Annotated in this window: 13 protein-coding genes; 12 read left to right on the top strand and 1 reads right to left on the bottom strand. The window is 64.6% G+C overall.

Annotation, left to right across the window (positions count from 1 at the left end):
- Nucleotides 1-121: 121 nt before the first annotated feature.
- From J7302_RS12620 to J7302_RS12580, 9 genes are all read left to right on the top strand, one after another.
- Entirely contained in the window at nt 122-1,096 is a 975-nt protein-coding gene (locus tag J7302_RS12620; protein ID WP_215374753.1) for a glucokinase, read from the top strand.
- 181 nt (nt 1,097-1,277) lie between these two features.
- Nucleotides 1,278-2,009: a response regulator gene (locus J7302_RS12615; RefSeq protein WP_215374750.1), complete on the top strand. Its 732-nt coding sequence runs from the start codon at nt 1,278-1,280 to the stop codon at nt 2,007-2,009.
- Nucleotides 2,002-3,432, top strand: a complete 1,431-nt coding sequence (locus J7302_RS12610) for an ATP-binding protein (protein WP_251702028.1) — start codon at nt 2,002-2,004, stop codon at nt 3,430-3,432. Before J7302_RS12615 ends, J7302_RS12610 begins: the two co-directional genes overlap by 8 nt.
- Nucleotides 3,433-3,598: 166 nt before the next feature.
- Nucleotides 3,599-4,852 carry an ABC transporter substrate-binding protein gene (locus J7302_RS12605; protein WP_215374747.1) on the top strand — a complete coding sequence of 418 codons (1,254 nt, stop codon included), beginning with the start codon at nt 3,599-3,601 and terminating at the stop codon, nt 4,850-4,852.
- 226 nt (nt 4,853-5,078) lie between these two features.
- Nucleotides 5,079-5,987, top strand: a complete 909-nt coding sequence (locus tag J7302_RS12600) for a carbohydrate ABC transporter permease (RefSeq protein WP_215374744.1) — start codon at nt 5,079-5,081, stop codon at nt 5,985-5,987.
- Nucleotides 5,980-6,825 carry a carbohydrate ABC transporter permease gene (locus tag J7302_RS12595; RefSeq protein WP_215374741.1) on the top strand — a complete coding sequence of 282 codons (846 nt, stop codon included), beginning with the start codon at nt 5,980-5,982 and terminating at the stop codon, nt 6,823-6,825. The genes J7302_RS12600 and J7302_RS12595 overlap by 8 nt, the downstream gene beginning before the upstream one ends.
- 146 nt (nt 6,826-6,971) lie before the next feature.
- Entirely contained in the window at nt 6,972-8,126 is a 1,155-nt protein-coding gene (locus J7302_RS12590) for an ABC transporter ATP-binding protein (RefSeq protein ID WP_215374738.1), read from the top strand.
- 116 nt (nt 8,127-8,242) lie between these two features.
- Nucleotides 8,243-9,466 (top strand): maltoporin, encoded by a 1,224-nt coding sequence (locus tag J7302_RS12585; RefSeq protein WP_215374735.1) that lies wholly within the window; start codon nt 8,243-8,245, stop codon nt 9,464-9,466.
- A 12-nt stretch (nt 9,467-9,478) separates the two neighbouring features.
- Nucleotides 9,479-10,381 carry a D-hexose-6-phosphate mutarotase gene (locus tag J7302_RS12580; RefSeq protein ID WP_215374732.1) on the top strand — a complete coding sequence of 301 codons (903 nt, stop codon included), beginning with the start codon at nt 9,479-9,481 and terminating at the stop codon, nt 10,379-10,381.
- A gap of 79 nt (nt 10,382-10,460) precedes the next feature.
- Here J7302_RS12580 and J7302_RS12575 read toward each other — a convergent pair whose 3' ends face one another.
- On the bottom strand, nt 10,461-11,330 hold the full coding sequence (locus J7302_RS12575; RefSeq protein ID WP_251702027.1) for a MurR/RpiR family transcriptional regulator: 870 nt from the start codon (nt 11,328-11,330) through the stop codon (nt 10,461-10,463).
- 173 nt (nt 11,331-11,503) lie between these two features.
- On the opposite strand from J7302_RS12575, the gene zwf reads away from it, so the two are divergent.
- The 3 genes from zwf to J7302_RS12560 are packed head-to-tail and all read left to right on the top strand — an operon-like array spanning nt 11,504 to nt 14,383.
- On the top strand, nt 11,504-12,973 hold the full coding sequence (zwf, locus tag J7302_RS12570; RefSeq protein WP_215374729.1) for a glucose-6-phosphate dehydrogenase: 1,470 nt from the start codon (nt 11,504-11,506) through the stop codon (nt 12,971-12,973).
- Nucleotides 12,960-13,676: a 6-phosphogluconolactonase gene (gene pgl / locus J7302_RS12565; protein WP_215374726.1), complete on the top strand. Its 717-nt coding sequence runs from the start codon at nt 12,960-12,962 to the stop codon at nt 13,674-13,676. The genes zwf and pgl overlap by 14 nt, the downstream gene beginning before the upstream one ends.
- A 17-nt stretch (nt 13,677-13,693) precedes the next feature.
- A complete protein-coding gene (locus J7302_RS12560; RefSeq protein ID WP_215374723.1) occupies nt 13,694-14,383 on the top strand; it encodes a bifunctional 4-hydroxy-2-oxoglutarate aldolase/2-dehydro-3-deoxy-phosphogluconate aldolase in 690 nt (229 codons plus the stop codon).
- Nucleotides 14,384-14,559 lie beyond the last annotated feature (176 nt).

The raw sequence follows: 14,559 nt of genomic DNA, 5'->3' as shown, positions 1-14,559 counted from the left end.
CTCTCTGGGACCTGGAGGCCAACGTCGGCACCGGGCGCGAACTGTTCGCCTTCATGCGCGAGGCCTTCAGCTCGGCCGAGCAGGGTGCCAGCGCCTTCACCCGCAACCTGGAGGGCCTGAAGTGAAGTTGGCATTGGTCGGTGATATCGGTGGGACCAATGCGCGCTTCGCGCTGTGGCGGAACGAGACACTGGAATCGATTCGGGTGTTGGCCACTGCCGACTTTGCCAGCCCCGAACAGGCCGTCAGCCATTACCTGGCCGGGCTTGGCCTGGCGCCGGGCAGCCTGGGTTCAGTGTGCCTGGCCGTTGCCGGGCCGGTGGGCGGCGAACATTTCCGTTTTACCAACAACCATTGGCGCCTCAGCCGCGCGGCTTTCTGTCGGACGCTGCAGGTCGAGCGGCTGCTGCTGGTCAATGACTTCACCGCCATGGCACTGGGCATGACCCGTCTGCGCGAGCATGAGCGCGTCCTGGTGCGCCCAGGTGTTGCCGAGTCGGACAGCCCCGTTGTGGTGATCGGACCGGGAACCGGCCTGGGCGTCGGCACTCTGCTGCCCCTGGGTGATGGGTGCTGGAAGGCACTGCCGGGCGAGGGCGGGCATGTCGACCTGCCCATCGGCAGCCTGCGCGAGGCGGCGATTTGGCAGCATCTGCATGGGCAGCTCGGCCATGTCAGCGCCGAGAATGTGCTCAGCGGCAATGGTCTGCTGCTGCTTTACCGTACGCTCTGCGCACTCGACGGCCATTCGGAGCGTCTGGCGACGCCAGCCGAGGTCAGCGCTGCCGCGCTGGCCGGCGATCCAGTGGCGGTGGAAGTGCTGGAGCTGTTCTGTTGCTGGCTGGGGCGTGTGGCCGGCAATAATGTGCTGACCCTTGGCGCGCGCGGCGGAGTGTATATAGTCGGCGGCGTTGTGCCGCGCTTCGCTGCCTTCTTCCAGGCCAGCGGGTTTGTCCGCAGCTTTGCCAGCAAGGGCTGCATGAGCGGCTATTTTGAGGGCATACCCGTTTGGCTGGTGACGGCCGAATATCCCGGCCTGGAAGGCGCGGGCGTGGCCTTGCAACAGGCGAACTTTCGTCGGATGGGTGGAGCGTAGCAATACCCAACGCTGCGGATTGATGGGTGTCGCGGGCTCAACCCATCCTACATAAGTGCCCCGCAACGCCGAAGTTTCGGCAGGGGCTCAGCCCGACGACGCTGGTGGATAGAAAAAGCGCTATCCATCCTAGGGTCAGGTCCGGCATCGAGTGAATTGATAACAACAAAGGACGGCCACTGTGAGCCAATCCGGGAAATCCATCCTCCTGGTCGACGACGACCAGGAAATTCGTGAACTGCTTGAGACCTACCTGAGTCGCGCCGGCTTCCAGGTACGCACCGTCGGCGATGGCGAAGGTTTTCGCCGGGCCATGGGCGAGGAGGCCGCCGACCTGGTGATCCTCGATGTCATGCTGCCCGACGAAGATGGCTTCAGCCTGTGCCGCTGGGTGCGCGCGCACCAGCGCCTGGCGCAGGTGCCGATCATCATGCTTACCGCCAGCTCCGATGAGGCCGACCGGGTGATCGGCTTGGAGCTGGGCGCCGACGACTACCTTGGCAAGCCCTTCAGTCCACGCGAGTTGCTGGCGCGGATCAAGGCATTATTGCGCAGGGTCGGCTTCGGCCTGGAGCGCGCCCCCGTGGAGGTGCTGGCCTTCGACGAGTGGCGGTTGGACATGGTCAGTCACCGCCTGTTCCACCTCGATGGCGAGGAGGTGATCCTCTCCGGTGCCGACTTCGCCTTGCTCAAGCTGTTCCTTGACCATCCACAGCAGATCCTCGATCGCGACACCATTGCCAACGCCACCCGTGGCCGTGAGGTAATGCCACTGGAGCGCATCGTCGACATGGCGGTGAGCCGCCTGCGCCAGCGTCTGCGCGACACTGGCAAGGCGCCGCGGCTGATCCGCACCGTGCGGGGTGCCGGCTATCTGCTGGCGGCGCAGGTCACGCCGCACGTCCATGCTTAGGCTTGTGCCGCGCTCGCTGCTCGGGCGCATGCTGTTCCTCACTTTGCTGGTGGTTCTGGTCGCACAAGCGTTGTCCAGTGTCATCTGGCTCTCGCAACTACGTGCCAGCCAGATGGAGGGCCTGCTCACCAGCTCCCGCAGCCTTGCCCAGTCCATGGCTGCCAGTGTCAGTTACATTCGCTCGCTGCCTCTGGGCTATCGCCCCATGGTGCTGGACCAGCTGCGCTCGATGGGCGGCACGCGTTTCTTCGTTTCCCTCAACGATAAGCCGCTGGAAATGCGTGTAATGCCGGAAACCCCGCGAAAGCGAGCGGTAATGGACGAGGTGGAGGCGGTGTTGCGCGAGCGTCTGGGCAAGCAGGTGGACCTGTCCCTGCACTTCGTCAGCCCGGATGATCTACGCATCTTCAACAGCGGCCTGAAGCTCGACGAGCTGCCACGCTCCTGGGCCCACTACGCCCTGACCCTTGAGCCGGTGAACCCGCCGGTACTGGTGACGCAGATCCAGATCGGCCCCAGCGAATGGTTGTATCTCGCCTCGCTGCTGCCTGAGCCCTACGCCAGTCTGGAGGACCAGGGCCAGCCGACCCAGCAGCTGTGGTTCATCTTGCTCACCAGCAGCTTCCTCCTGCTGTTCATCGGTCTGCTGGTGCACTGGCAGAGCCGGCCGTTGAAACGCCTGGCCACCGCCGCGCGGGAGATGTCGCTGGGCGCCGAGGTGGAGCCCCTGCCTGAGGCCGGCGGCAGTGAAGTGGTGGAGGTGAGCCGCGCCTTCAACAGCATGCGCGAGCGCATCAGCCGTTACCTCAGTGAGCGCAGCCAGCTGTTCAGCGCCATATCCCACGACCTGCGTACGCCCATCACCCGGCTGCGCCTGCGGGTCGAGTTGCTGGACGATGAAGCCTTGCAGGCCAAGTTCAGCCGCGACCTGGACGAACTGGAATTGCTGGTGAAGGGCGCACTGCAATGCGTGAAGGACACCGACATCCATGAAAATATCGAGCAGGTGGACCTCAACCACCTGCTGTACGGGTTGATCGAGCCCTATCTCGCCACCGGTCAGGTGACGCTGGAAGGCAAGGCTATTGCCAGTTACCCCGGCAAGCCGCTGGCCTTGCGCCGCTGCATCGGCAACCTGGTGGACAACGCCCTGAAGTACGGCGAGCGCGCACACCTGCATGTCGAGGACAACACCGAGGCCTTCGTGCTGCACGTGGATGATGAAGGCCCCGGCGTGCCGGAGCAGCGCCTGGAGCAGGTGTTCGAACCCCACTTCCGTCTCGCCGGACAGCAGCAGGGCTACGGCCTGGGCCTGGGCATCGCACGCAACCTGGCGCACAGCCATGGTGGCGAGCTGAGCTTGCGCAATCTACGAGAGGGCGGCCTTCGCGTGACGCTGTGGTTGCCGAGAGTGGCGGGGTGATTGTCTCCCCTCTCCCTGAGGGAGAGGGAGCTGATCCGAGTTTTGTAACCACCCCGTGACCAACCACTATCCCTTTGTTACCCGCCGCCTTGAACGCCGTGGTTAGACTGCAGGCAAGCGCAAGCACCGACTTGCACAGCCATAAAAACAAAAAGGTGTCCCATTCATGAATGCCCTGTCTCGCCTGGCCGCTGTCGTTTCCCTCGCTTCGCTGTTTCCGCTTTCCGCTCTCGCCGGTGAAGTGGAAGTCCTGCATTGGTGGACTTCCGGTGGTGAGAAACGCGCCGCCGATACCCTGCAGAAACTCGTCGAAGAAAAAGGTCATACCTGGAAGGACTTCGCCGTCGCCGGTGGTGGTGGTGAGGCTGCGATGACCGTGCTGAAGACTCGTGCCGTGTCCGGCAATCCGCCGTCCGCTGCGCAGATCAAGGGGCCGGACATCCAGGAGTGGGGCGAACTCGGCCTGCTCACCGAGCTGGACGAAGTGTCCGAGGAGGGCCAGTGGGACACCCTGCTGCCCAAGCAGGTGGCTGACATCATGAAGTACGACGGTCACTACGTGGCCGTGCCGGTCAACGTGCACCGGGTCAACTGGCTGTGGATCAACCCCGAGGTGTTCCAGAAGGCCGGTGCCACGCCGCCGGCCACCCTCGACGAATTCTTCGCTGCGGCTGACAAGCTCAAGGCCGCCGGCTTCATCCCGCTCGCCCACGGTGGCCAGCCCTGGCAGGACGGCACCGTGTTCGAGGACCTGGTGTTCAGCATCCTCGGCCCGCAGGGCTACCACAAAGCCTTCGTCGAGCAGGATAAGGCGACCCTCACCAGCGACAAGATGGTCGAGGTCTTCGTGGCCCTGAAGAAGGTGCGTGGCTACGTCGATCCCGACGCCGCCGGCCGCGACTGGAACAGTGCCACGGGCCTGGTGATCAACGGCAAGGCCGGTATGCAGATCATGGGTGACTGGGCAAAGAGCGAGTGGAGCGCCGCAGGTCTGGTGGCGGGCAAGGACTACCAGTGCCTGCCGTTCCCCGGAACCCAGGGCAGCTTTGCCTACAACATCGACTCCCTGGCCATGTTCAAGCTCAGCAGCGATGAGAATCGCAAGGCGCAGAACGATCTGGCGCGTACCATCCTGGATCCGCAGTTCCAGCAGTTCTTCAACCAGAACAAGGGCTCCATCCCGGTCCGTCTGGACCAGGACATGAGCAGCTTCGACGCCTGCGCCCAGCAGTCCATGAAGGACTTCAAGGAAGCCGCGGCGGGCGACGGCCTGCAGCCCAGCCTGGCTCACGGCATGGCCGCCTCCAGCTACGTGCAGGGCGCGGTGTTCGACGTGGTGACCAACTTCTTCAACGACCCCGCAGCCGACCCGAAAAAGGCCGTGCAGCAACTGGCCGCCGCGATAGAAGCGGTGCAGTAAGCGCGCTTCCGGGCGGGCCCGAGCCCGCCCACCCCTGGTTCTGATTTCCGGTGCTTGCCCAGGCATGTGCCACGGGATTTGTCGCGCATGAATTACCTGTAGGAGCCAGCTTGCTGGCGATTCGGAACTGGTCGGCAGCCCCGACGCCGGTCGCCTGCGCCTGTTCGCCAGCAAGCTGGCTCCTACGAGGTCCGTGCCACCGCTCTTTCCTCGCGAGGAGTTACCGATGTCTTCAATTGCAGTCTTCGCCAAGGCCTCACCGCTGGACGCGCTGCAACGCTGGCTGCCCCAAGTGGTACTGGCGCCCAGCGTGCTGATCGTGCTGGTCGGCTTTTATGGCTACATCATCTGGACCTTCCTGCTCTCCTTCACCAACTCGCGCTTCATGCCCAGCTACAAGTGGGTCGGGCTGCAGCAGTACGAGCGCTTGCTGGACAACGATCGCTGGTGGGTGGCCAGCCAGAACCTGCTCGTATACGGCGGACTGTTCATCGGCATCAGCCTGGTGCTAGGCGTGCTGCTGGCGGTGTTGCTGGACCAGCGTATCCGCCGTGAGGGCTTCATCCGTACCGTCTACCTCTACCCGATGGCGCTGTCGATGATCGTCACCGGCACCGCCTGGAAGTGGCTGCTCAACCCCGGTCTCGGCCTGGACAAGCTGCTGCGTGACTGGGGCTGGGAAGGCTTTCGCCTCGACTGGCTGGTGGACCCGGACCGCGTCGTCTACTGCCTGGTGATCGCCGCCGTGTGGCAGTCCTCGGGCTTCGTCATGGCGCTGTTCCTCGCCGGCCTGCGTGGCGTCGATCAGTCGATCATCCGCGCCGCCCAGGTGGATGGTGCGAGCCTGCCGACCATCTACCTGCGCATCGTCCTGCCGAGCCTGCGCCCGGTGTTCTTCAGTGCACTGATGATCCTTGCTCACATTGCCATCAAGAGCTTCGACCTGGTGGCGGCGATGACGGCCGGCGGCCCTGGCTACGCCTCCGACCTGCCGGCGATGTTCATGTATGCCCACACCTTCACCCGCGGCCAGATGGGCCTCGGCGCCGCCAGCGCGATGCTCATGCTCGGCGCGGTGCTGGCGATCCTGGTGCCGTACCTGTACTCCGAACTGAGGAACAAGCGCCATGACTAGCCTGGCCGGAAAACCTGCCTTCAGCTTCAGCCGCCTGGCCATCTACGCCACCTTGATCCTGGCGTGCGCCGTGTACCTGGTGCCGCTGGTGGTGATGCTGCTGACCAGCTTCAAGACCCCGGACGACATTCGCACCGGCAACCTGCTGTCGATGCCGGACGTGTTCACCCTGGTAGGCTGGGCCAAGGCCTGGGCCAGCGTCGGTGGCTACTTCTGGAACTCGGTGAAGATCACCGTGCCCGCCGTGCTGATCTCGACCCTGCTCGGTGCGCTGAACGGTTACGTGCTGTCGATGTGGCGCTTCCGCGGCTCGCAGCTGTTCTTCGGGCTGCTGCTGTTCGGCTGCTTCCTGCCGTTCCAGGTGGTGCTGCTGCCGGCGTCCTTCACCCTCGGCCAGTTCGGCCTGGCCAACACCACCGGCGGCCTGGTGCTGGTGCACGTGGTCTACGGCCTGGCCTTCACCACGCTGTTCTTCCGCAACTTCTACGTGAGCATCCCGGATGCCCTGGTGCGGGCGGCGCGGCTGGACGGGGCGGGGTTCTTCACCATCTTCGGGCGCATCCTGCTGCCGATGTCGGTGCCGACCATCATGGTCTGCCTGATCTGGCAGTTCACCCAGATCTGGAATGACTTCCTCTTCGGCGTGGTGTTCGCCAGCGGCGACACCCAGCCCATCACAGTGGCCCTGAACAACCTGGTGAACACCAGCACCGGGGTCAAGGAATACAACGTCGACATGGCCGCCGCGATGATCGCTGGCCTGCCCACCCTGCTGGTCTACGTGCTGGCCGGTAAATACTTCCTGCGCGGCCTGACGGCCGGCGCCGTCAAAGGCTGAAAGCTACTGCGCTCGGTCATGCTGTGTTGGAATCAGGCTCGGAATGCTCATTTGGCGGCCTAAACTCCGCTTCCTCGCCTGATTCCGCCTTGCCTGACCTTCGCTCGTGACGCTTTCAAAGTAGCTTTCGGGATTGGAGAAAAGACATGGCAACCCTCGAACTGCGCAATGTGAACAAGTCCTACGGCAGCGGCCTGGCGGACACCCTGAAGAACATCGAGCTGTCCATCGATTCCGGCGAGTTCCTGATCCTCGTCGGGCCGTCGGGCTGCGGCAAATCCACCCTGATGAACTGCATCGCCGGACTGGAGAGCATCACCGGCGGCGCGATCATGGTCGACGACGCCGACATCAGCGGCATGAGCCCGAAGGACCGGGACATCGCTATGGTGTTCCAGTCCTACGCCCTGTACCCGACCATGAGCGTGCGCGAGAACATCGCTTTCGGCCTGAAGATCCGCAAGATGCCGGCTGCCGAGATCGATGCCGAGGTCGCGCGCGTGGCCAAGCTGCTGCAGATCGAGCACCTGCTGGAGCGCAAGCCCGGCCAGCTCTCCGGCGGCCAGCAGCAGCGCGTGGCCATGGGCCGGGCGCTGGCGCGGCGGCCGAAGATCTACCTGTTCGACGAGCCGCTGTCGAACCTCGACGCCAAGCTGCGGGTAGAGATGCGCACCGAGATCAAGCTGATGCACCAGCGGCTGAAGACCACCACCGTCTACGTCACCCACGACCAGATCGAGGCCATGACCCTGGGCGACAAGGTGGCGGTGATGAAGGACGGCATCATCCAGCAATTTGGCACCCCGCAGCAGATCTACAACGATCCGGCAAATCTCTTCGTCGCCGGGTTCATGGGTTCGCCGCCGATGAACTTCATCCCCCTGCGCCTGCAGCGCCGTGACGGTCGCCTGTTTGGTCTGCTGGACAGCGCCGACGGCCACTGCGAGCTGCCGCTGGGCGAGGTGGAGGACGAGTTGGACGGGCGTGAGGTAATCCTCGGCGTGCGTCCGGAGCAGATCCTCGTCGCTGCGGCTACTGCCGAGCTGCCGGGCATCCGCGCCGAGGTGCAGGTGCTCGAACCTACCGGGCCGGACACCCTGGCCTTCGTCGAGATCAATCAGACCAAGGTCTGCTGCCGTCTGGCGCCGGATGCCGCGCCGCGCGTGGGCGAGACCCTGGATCTGCAATTCGCCCCGGACAAGGTGCTGCTGTTCGACGCGCAAAGCGGCGAGCGCCTGGGTCGTCTGGGAAAGGCGAGCCCCCCTGAGCGCGCCAAAGTGGCACGCCTGAAGGGGATGTAGGAGCGAGCTCTGCCCGCGAATGGGCTCGCGCAGAGCTGTTCGCGAGCAGAGCTCGCTCCTACGGGGCATTCAGGAAACGATCCATCGAAACACAACAATAAAAATCTGGAGTGGACATGAGCACGACGATCAAACGTTTGTGGGTACTGCCTTGCGCGCTGTTTGCAGTTTCCGGAGTTGCGCAGGCGGTGGAGTTCACCGGTTACGTGCGCAGCGGCGCCGGCGGCTCAAGTGAGGGTGGCACGCAATCCTGCTTCCAACTGCCGGGGGCGCAGTCGAAGTACCGCCTGGGCAACGAGTGCGAGCAGTACATCGAGCTGGACCTGCGCCAGGACCTGCTCAAGCTCGATGATGGCTCGGTGATCAGCGTCGAAGGCATGGCGCAGCTCTACAACGAATACGGCCACACGCCTGAGTTCACTGGCGACCACGGCTTTGCGCGGATGAACCAGATGTACGCCGAGTGGAGCAACATGCCGGCGTTGAACGGCGGCTCCTTCTGGGCGGGGCGTCGCTTCTACAAGCGGAACGATATCCACATCTCCGACTACTACTACTGGAACCAGAGCGCCACCGGCTTCGGCTTCGACCAGGTAGCCATTGGCGATTTGAAGTACAGCTACGTCTTCTCGCGCAAGGACAACTACGATCAGGACCCCTACATCAACCGTCACGACTTCAATGTCGACGGCTTCCAGACCAATCCTGGCGGTGAGGTGGGCTTTGGCGTCAGCTACATCGACAAGCCCGACAGCCTGGACGCCCACAGCGGCTGGTCGGTGGCCGTGCAGCACAAGCAGAAGGAATTCCTCGGCGGGCTGAATACCTTCGCCTTGCAGTACGGCCGAGGGCCGGGTACTGCCCTGGGCTATACCGGCGACCCGACCCTGGATAACGCCAACAAGAGTTGGCGTGTGGTGGAGTTCTTCGACTGGCAGGTAACGCCACGCTTCGGCGGGCAGTTCCAAGTCGTCTACCAGAAGGACACTCGCCCGGACGGCGACGACCAGAACTGGCTGTCGGTCGGCGTACGCCCGAGCTATGCGATTACCGAGCAATTCAAGCTGGTGACCGAACTTGGCCGCGATCAGGTGGAAGCTCCCGGCGGCACTCGCAAGCTGACCAAGTTCACCATTGCGCCCACCTGGTCGCCGGCTGGCCCCGGCTTCTGGGAGCGCCCGGAAATCCGCCTCTATTACACCTACGCCAGCTGGAACGAAGCGGCGCAGCGCGCGGCGAGCCAGATGGCAGCGGGCTCGGCGCTGTCCGATACCGGCGCCTTTGGTGATGCCCTGCACGGCTCCAACTTCGGTGTACAGCTCGAGTATTGGTGGAAGTGATGCGGAGCCGCGATGGGCGTCAGTGAGCCACGGCATGCCAGGCCGCATCGGGTGAAAACGGGGGAGGGCGTCGACCATCCCCTGGCCGATCTGTTGCGGCCGGAAGCCGGGCAATCATTCCGCTGGACCGAGCAGCAGGGCCGCGAGCTCCTGCTAGTGGAGCACCCGCGTTGCACGGCGGTGTTCAGCCGCCAGGGCGGGCAGTTGCTGCACTTCCAGCCGCGTGGCGAACGCCCGTTGCTCTGGTGCGCCGCGCGCTGGCCGAGGATCGGCGCCATCCGCGGTGGCGTGCCGGTGTGCTGGCCCTGGTTCGGCCGTCACCCGATGGAGAGCGGCTGGCCGCACCACGGCTGGGCGCGGTTGAGCGACTGGCGCTTGACCGGCAAGGAGGCGGACGCCACCGGCGTGCGCCTGAACTGGCGGCTGGAACTGCACGACTGGGTCGTGGAGCTGGAGGCGGAACTGGGCGATGAGATGCACCTGCGACTCACCACCCGCCACCGGGACAGCGAGACCTGCGTGCTCAGCCATGCGCTGCATGCCTATTGGCGGATATCGGATGTGGCACGGGTCGGGCTGCTCGGCCTGGACGGCGCCGAAGGCCGCGACCTATTGGTCCGCGAGGCGTGTCGACAGGAGGGCGAGCTGCGCATCGTCGATGGCTGCCACCGCGTGTTCCGCCGGGGCGGCAAGGTAACTATCCAGGATGCTGGCTGGCAGCGGCGTATCTGCATCGATGGGGGTGGCAATGCCAACACCGTGGTCTGGCATCCCGGCAGTCGGCCGCTTGGAGAAGTGAGCTGGTCGGAAGGCCTGGGGTTTCTCTCTGTACAGGGTGCCGCTTGTGGGCAGGATGGTGTGACGCTGGTCGCGGGGGAAGAAGCGAGGTTGAGCTTGAGGGTTTGGGTGGAGTGAGGTGTGGGACTGGATGTCGTTGCCCTCTCCCCCAGCCCCTATGGGCTGGGGGAGAGGGCATAGCCCCCGCGCAGAACCCTCAGGACGGCTCCTCATCGCTCGGATACCTGCTTGCGTTGAGGCTTTCCTTGATCTTGCGCAGGTGTGGCTGGAAGTCCACGCCGCGGCGCAGGGTCATGCCGGTGGCGAGCACGTCGAGCACGGTGAGCTGGATGATGCGCGAGGTCATCGGCATGTAGATGTCGGTGTCCTCGGGCAGCGGGATGTCCAGGCTGATGGTGCTGGCCTTGGCCAGTGGCGAGCCGGCGGCGGTCAGGCCAAGCACGGAGGCGCCGTTCTGCCGGGCGATGCGCGCCACTTCCACCAGCTCGCGGGTGCGGCCGGTGTAGGAAATGATCACAAAGAGGTCTCCGGTATGCGCCACCGAAGCCAGCATGCGCTGCATCAGAACGTCGGAATGGGCCGTCACCGCGAGGTTGAAGCGGAAGAACTTGTGCTGCGCATCCAGAGCCACGGAGGCGGAGGCGCCGAGACCGAAGAAGTGGATCTGCCGGGCCTGGATCATCAGGTCCACCGCACGGCTGATCTGTTGCGGATCGAGGCTCTGGCAGGCGCTATCCAGGGAGGCTATGGCGCTGCCGAAGATTTTCCGCGTGTAGGCCTCGGGGCCGTCTTCGGCCTCCACGGCTCGGCTAACGTAGGCGGCGCCGCTGGCCAGGCTCTGCGCCAGCTGCATCTTCAGTTCCGGGTAGCCGTTGACGCCGAAGGAGCGGCAGAAGCGGTTCACCGTCGGTTCGCTGACCTTCGCGGCCTGGGCCAGCGCGGCAATGCTGTAGCGAGTGGCCTGCTGCGGATCGCGCAGGATCACTTCAGCGACTTTGCGTTCGGCCTTGTTGAGCGCTTCGAGGCGGTTCTGGATCTGCTCCAGGAGGTTGTGCACGCGGTCCATTTGGAGTCCTGGGAAGGGTCTGGCATTCGGTGGCCTATCGTACTGAGCGTAATAGGACGGGGCCATAGGAATCTCGGATATTGGAAAATGTAGTTTTATTACTACATTTTGTCTTGATGAAACGCTTATCTGGGTGTATTCATAAGCTCATGTTTGAAAGAAGAACAAATACCATGGCCTCACAACCTGTTGAATCCTGCACCCTGGCGCTGTTCGGCGGCCTTGGTGACCTGGCGCTACGCAAGCTGTTCCCGGCGCTCTACCAACTGGATCGTGCGGGATTGCTGCCCGCCGAGACCCGCGTCCTGGCCCTGGCTCGTGAGAACGACGAGCCCGCCGCGCATCTGGCGGCCATCGGCGAGCACCTGCGCCGGCATGTTCCGGTGCGGGAGCAGGAGGAGGCTGTCATGCAGCGCTTCCTGGCGCGGTTGGACTACCTGTCGATGGACTTCCTCGAAGCTGACGGCTATGCGGTGCTGGCGGACAAGATCGGCCCGGCGAGCCGGCTGATCGCCTACTTCGCCACGCCGGCTTCGGTCTACGGCGCGATCTGCGCGGGGCTGGCGGCCACGGGCCTCGCCGAGCGCACCCGCGTGGTGCTGGAGAAACCGATCGGCCATGACCTGGCGTCTTCCCGCGCGGTCAATGACGCCGTGGCGGCGCACTTCCCGGAGAACCGCACCTATCGGATCGACCATTACCTGGGCAAGGAGACGGTGCAGAACCTGATTGCCCTGCGCTTCGCCAACAGTCTGTTCGAGACCCAGTGGAACCAGAACCATATCTCCCACGTGGAAATCACCGTGGCCGAGCAGGTAGGCATCGAAGGTCGCTGGGGCTATTTCGACCAGGCCGGCCAGCTGCGCGACATGATCCAGAACCACCTGCTGCAGTTGCTTTGCCTGATCGCCATGGACCCGCCCAGCGACCTGTCCGCCGACAGCATCCGCGACGAGAAGGTGAAGGTGCTCAAGGCACTGGCGCCCATCGGCGTCGAACAGCTGAGCCAGCAAGTGGTGCGCGGCCAGTACGTGGCCGGCAACATCCTCGGCAAGTCGGTGCCCGGCTATCTGGAAGAGGACAATGCCAACGCCCAGAGCGACACTGAGACCTTCGTCGCGCTGCGGGCGGAGATCCGCAACTGGCGCTGGGCCGGCGTGCCGTTCTACCTGCGCACCGGCAAGCGCATGCCGCAGAAGCTGTCGCAGATCGTCATCCACTTCAAGGAACCGCCGCACTACATCTTCGCGCCCGAGCAGCGCCCGCTGATCAGCAACCGCCTGATCATCCGCCTGCAGCCGGACGAGGGTATTTCCCTGCAGGTGATGACCAAGGACCAGGGCCTGGACAAGGGCATGCAGCTGCGCAGCGGCCCCCTGCAGCTCAGTTTCTCCGATACTTACCGTAGCGCACGGATTCCCGATGCCTACGAGCGGTTGCTGCTGGAGGTGATGAAGGGCAACCAGAACCTCTTCGTGCGCAAGGATGAAATCGAATACGCCTGGAAGTGGTGCGACCAGCTCATCGCCGGTTGGCAACAACAGGGCGACGCGCCCAAGCCCTACGCGGCGGGAACCTGGGGGCCGGTGGCCTCCATTGCATTGATCACTCGTGATGGTCGGAGTTGGTATGGCGATCTCTAACATCAACCTGCCGGAACAGGTCATCGGCTTCAGCCTGAACAATCCCGCGCAGCTCGCCGGCGAGCTGGCGGTCACCGTCGCCAACGCGCTGCGCTCGGCCATCGACGCACGCGGTGTGGCTACCCTGGTGGTGTCCGGCGGGCGCAGCCCGGTGGCTTTCTTCGAGCGACTCGCCAGCCAGGCGCTGGACTGGTCGAAGGTGGTCGTCAGCCTGGCGGATGAACGCTGGGTACCGGTGAGCCACCCCGACAGCAATGAGGGGCTGGTGCGTCGCCATCTATTGCAGGGCGAGGCGGCCAGGGCCCGCTTCATCGGTCTCTATAGCGCGGCAGCCAGCCTGGACGAGGCCGCGAGGCTGGCCGACCAGGCCCTGGCCGAGCTGCCGCTCCCCTTTGACGTGCTGGTGCTGGGCATGGGCGAGGACGGCCACACGGCCTCGCTGTTCCCGACCAGCCCGAACCTCGAGGCAGCACTCAGCCCGGAGTGCCCGCAGCGCTGCCTGGCGATGCTGGCACCAACCGTTCCGCATCAGCGCCTCAGCCTGACCTTGCCGATGCTCGAAGGCGCGCGCCTGTCGCTGCTGGCGCTGCAAGGGCAGGGCAAGCTCGCGACCCTGGCCGACGCACTGGCTGGCGAAGACGCCGCGCAGATGCCGATCCGCGCCTTCCTCCGTCGATCCCTGGAAATCTACTGGTGCCCCTGAGCCCGAAGGAACGTCCCATGACCAGCATTCCCCACAGTCAGGCCAGCCACCGCGAAACCGTTCCCAGCATGGCCGACAAGGCTGCCCTGATCGATATCATCTGTGGCGCCGCGCGCATCCTGCCAGTGATCACCATTGAGCGTGAACAGGACATCCTGCCCCTGGCCGATGCCCTCGCCGCCGGTGGCCTGCGCACCCTGGAAGTCACCCTGCGCTCGGAGCATGGCCTCGCCGCCATCCGCCTCCTGCGCGAGCAGCGCCCCGAGCTGTGCGTTGGTGCCGGCACCGTGCTCGACGAGCTGATGCTCGCCGAAGCCGAGGCCGCGGGGGCGCAGTTCGTCGTGACCCCGGGCTGCACCGCCGAACTCTTGCGCGCGGGCGTCTACAGCCCATTGCCGCTGATCCCCGGCATCAGCAGCGCCTCGGAAATCATGCTCGGCTATGCCCTCGGTTACCGCCGCTTCAAGCTGTTCCCTGCCGAGATTTGCGGTGGCATCAAGGCCCTCAAGGCCTTCGGCGGCCCCTTCCCGGGCATCCGCTTCTGCCCCACGGGCGGCGTCAACCCGGGCAACCTGCGTGATTACATGGCGCTGCCCAACGTGATGTGTGTCGGCGGTACCTGGATGATGGACAAGACCTGGATTCGCGAAGGCGATTGGCAGCGCGTCGAAACGTCCTCGGCCGAGGCGCTGAAGCTGCTGGGGTGACACCGGCGGAGGCTCTGCTTGATTTTTTGTGGGGGCGAATTCATTCGCTGAGGGGCATGCAGTGCCCCCCCCATGCGACTTTCATGGCAGGCCTGCGGCCTGCATAGCGAATGAATTCGTCCCCACAAGGTTCGCTACTCGCCGCCGTCCAGTAGCCCGGATGCAATCCGGGAATC

The sequence above is a fragment of the Metapseudomonas boanensis genome, from assembly GCF_018704125.1.
Classification (GTDB): domain Bacteria; phylum Pseudomonadota; class Gammaproteobacteria; order Pseudomonadales; family Pseudomonadaceae; genus Metapseudomonas; species Metapseudomonas boanensis.
Note: the sequence above shows the minus strand (reverse complement) of the source record. Positions and strands in the feature narration are given on the sequence as shown.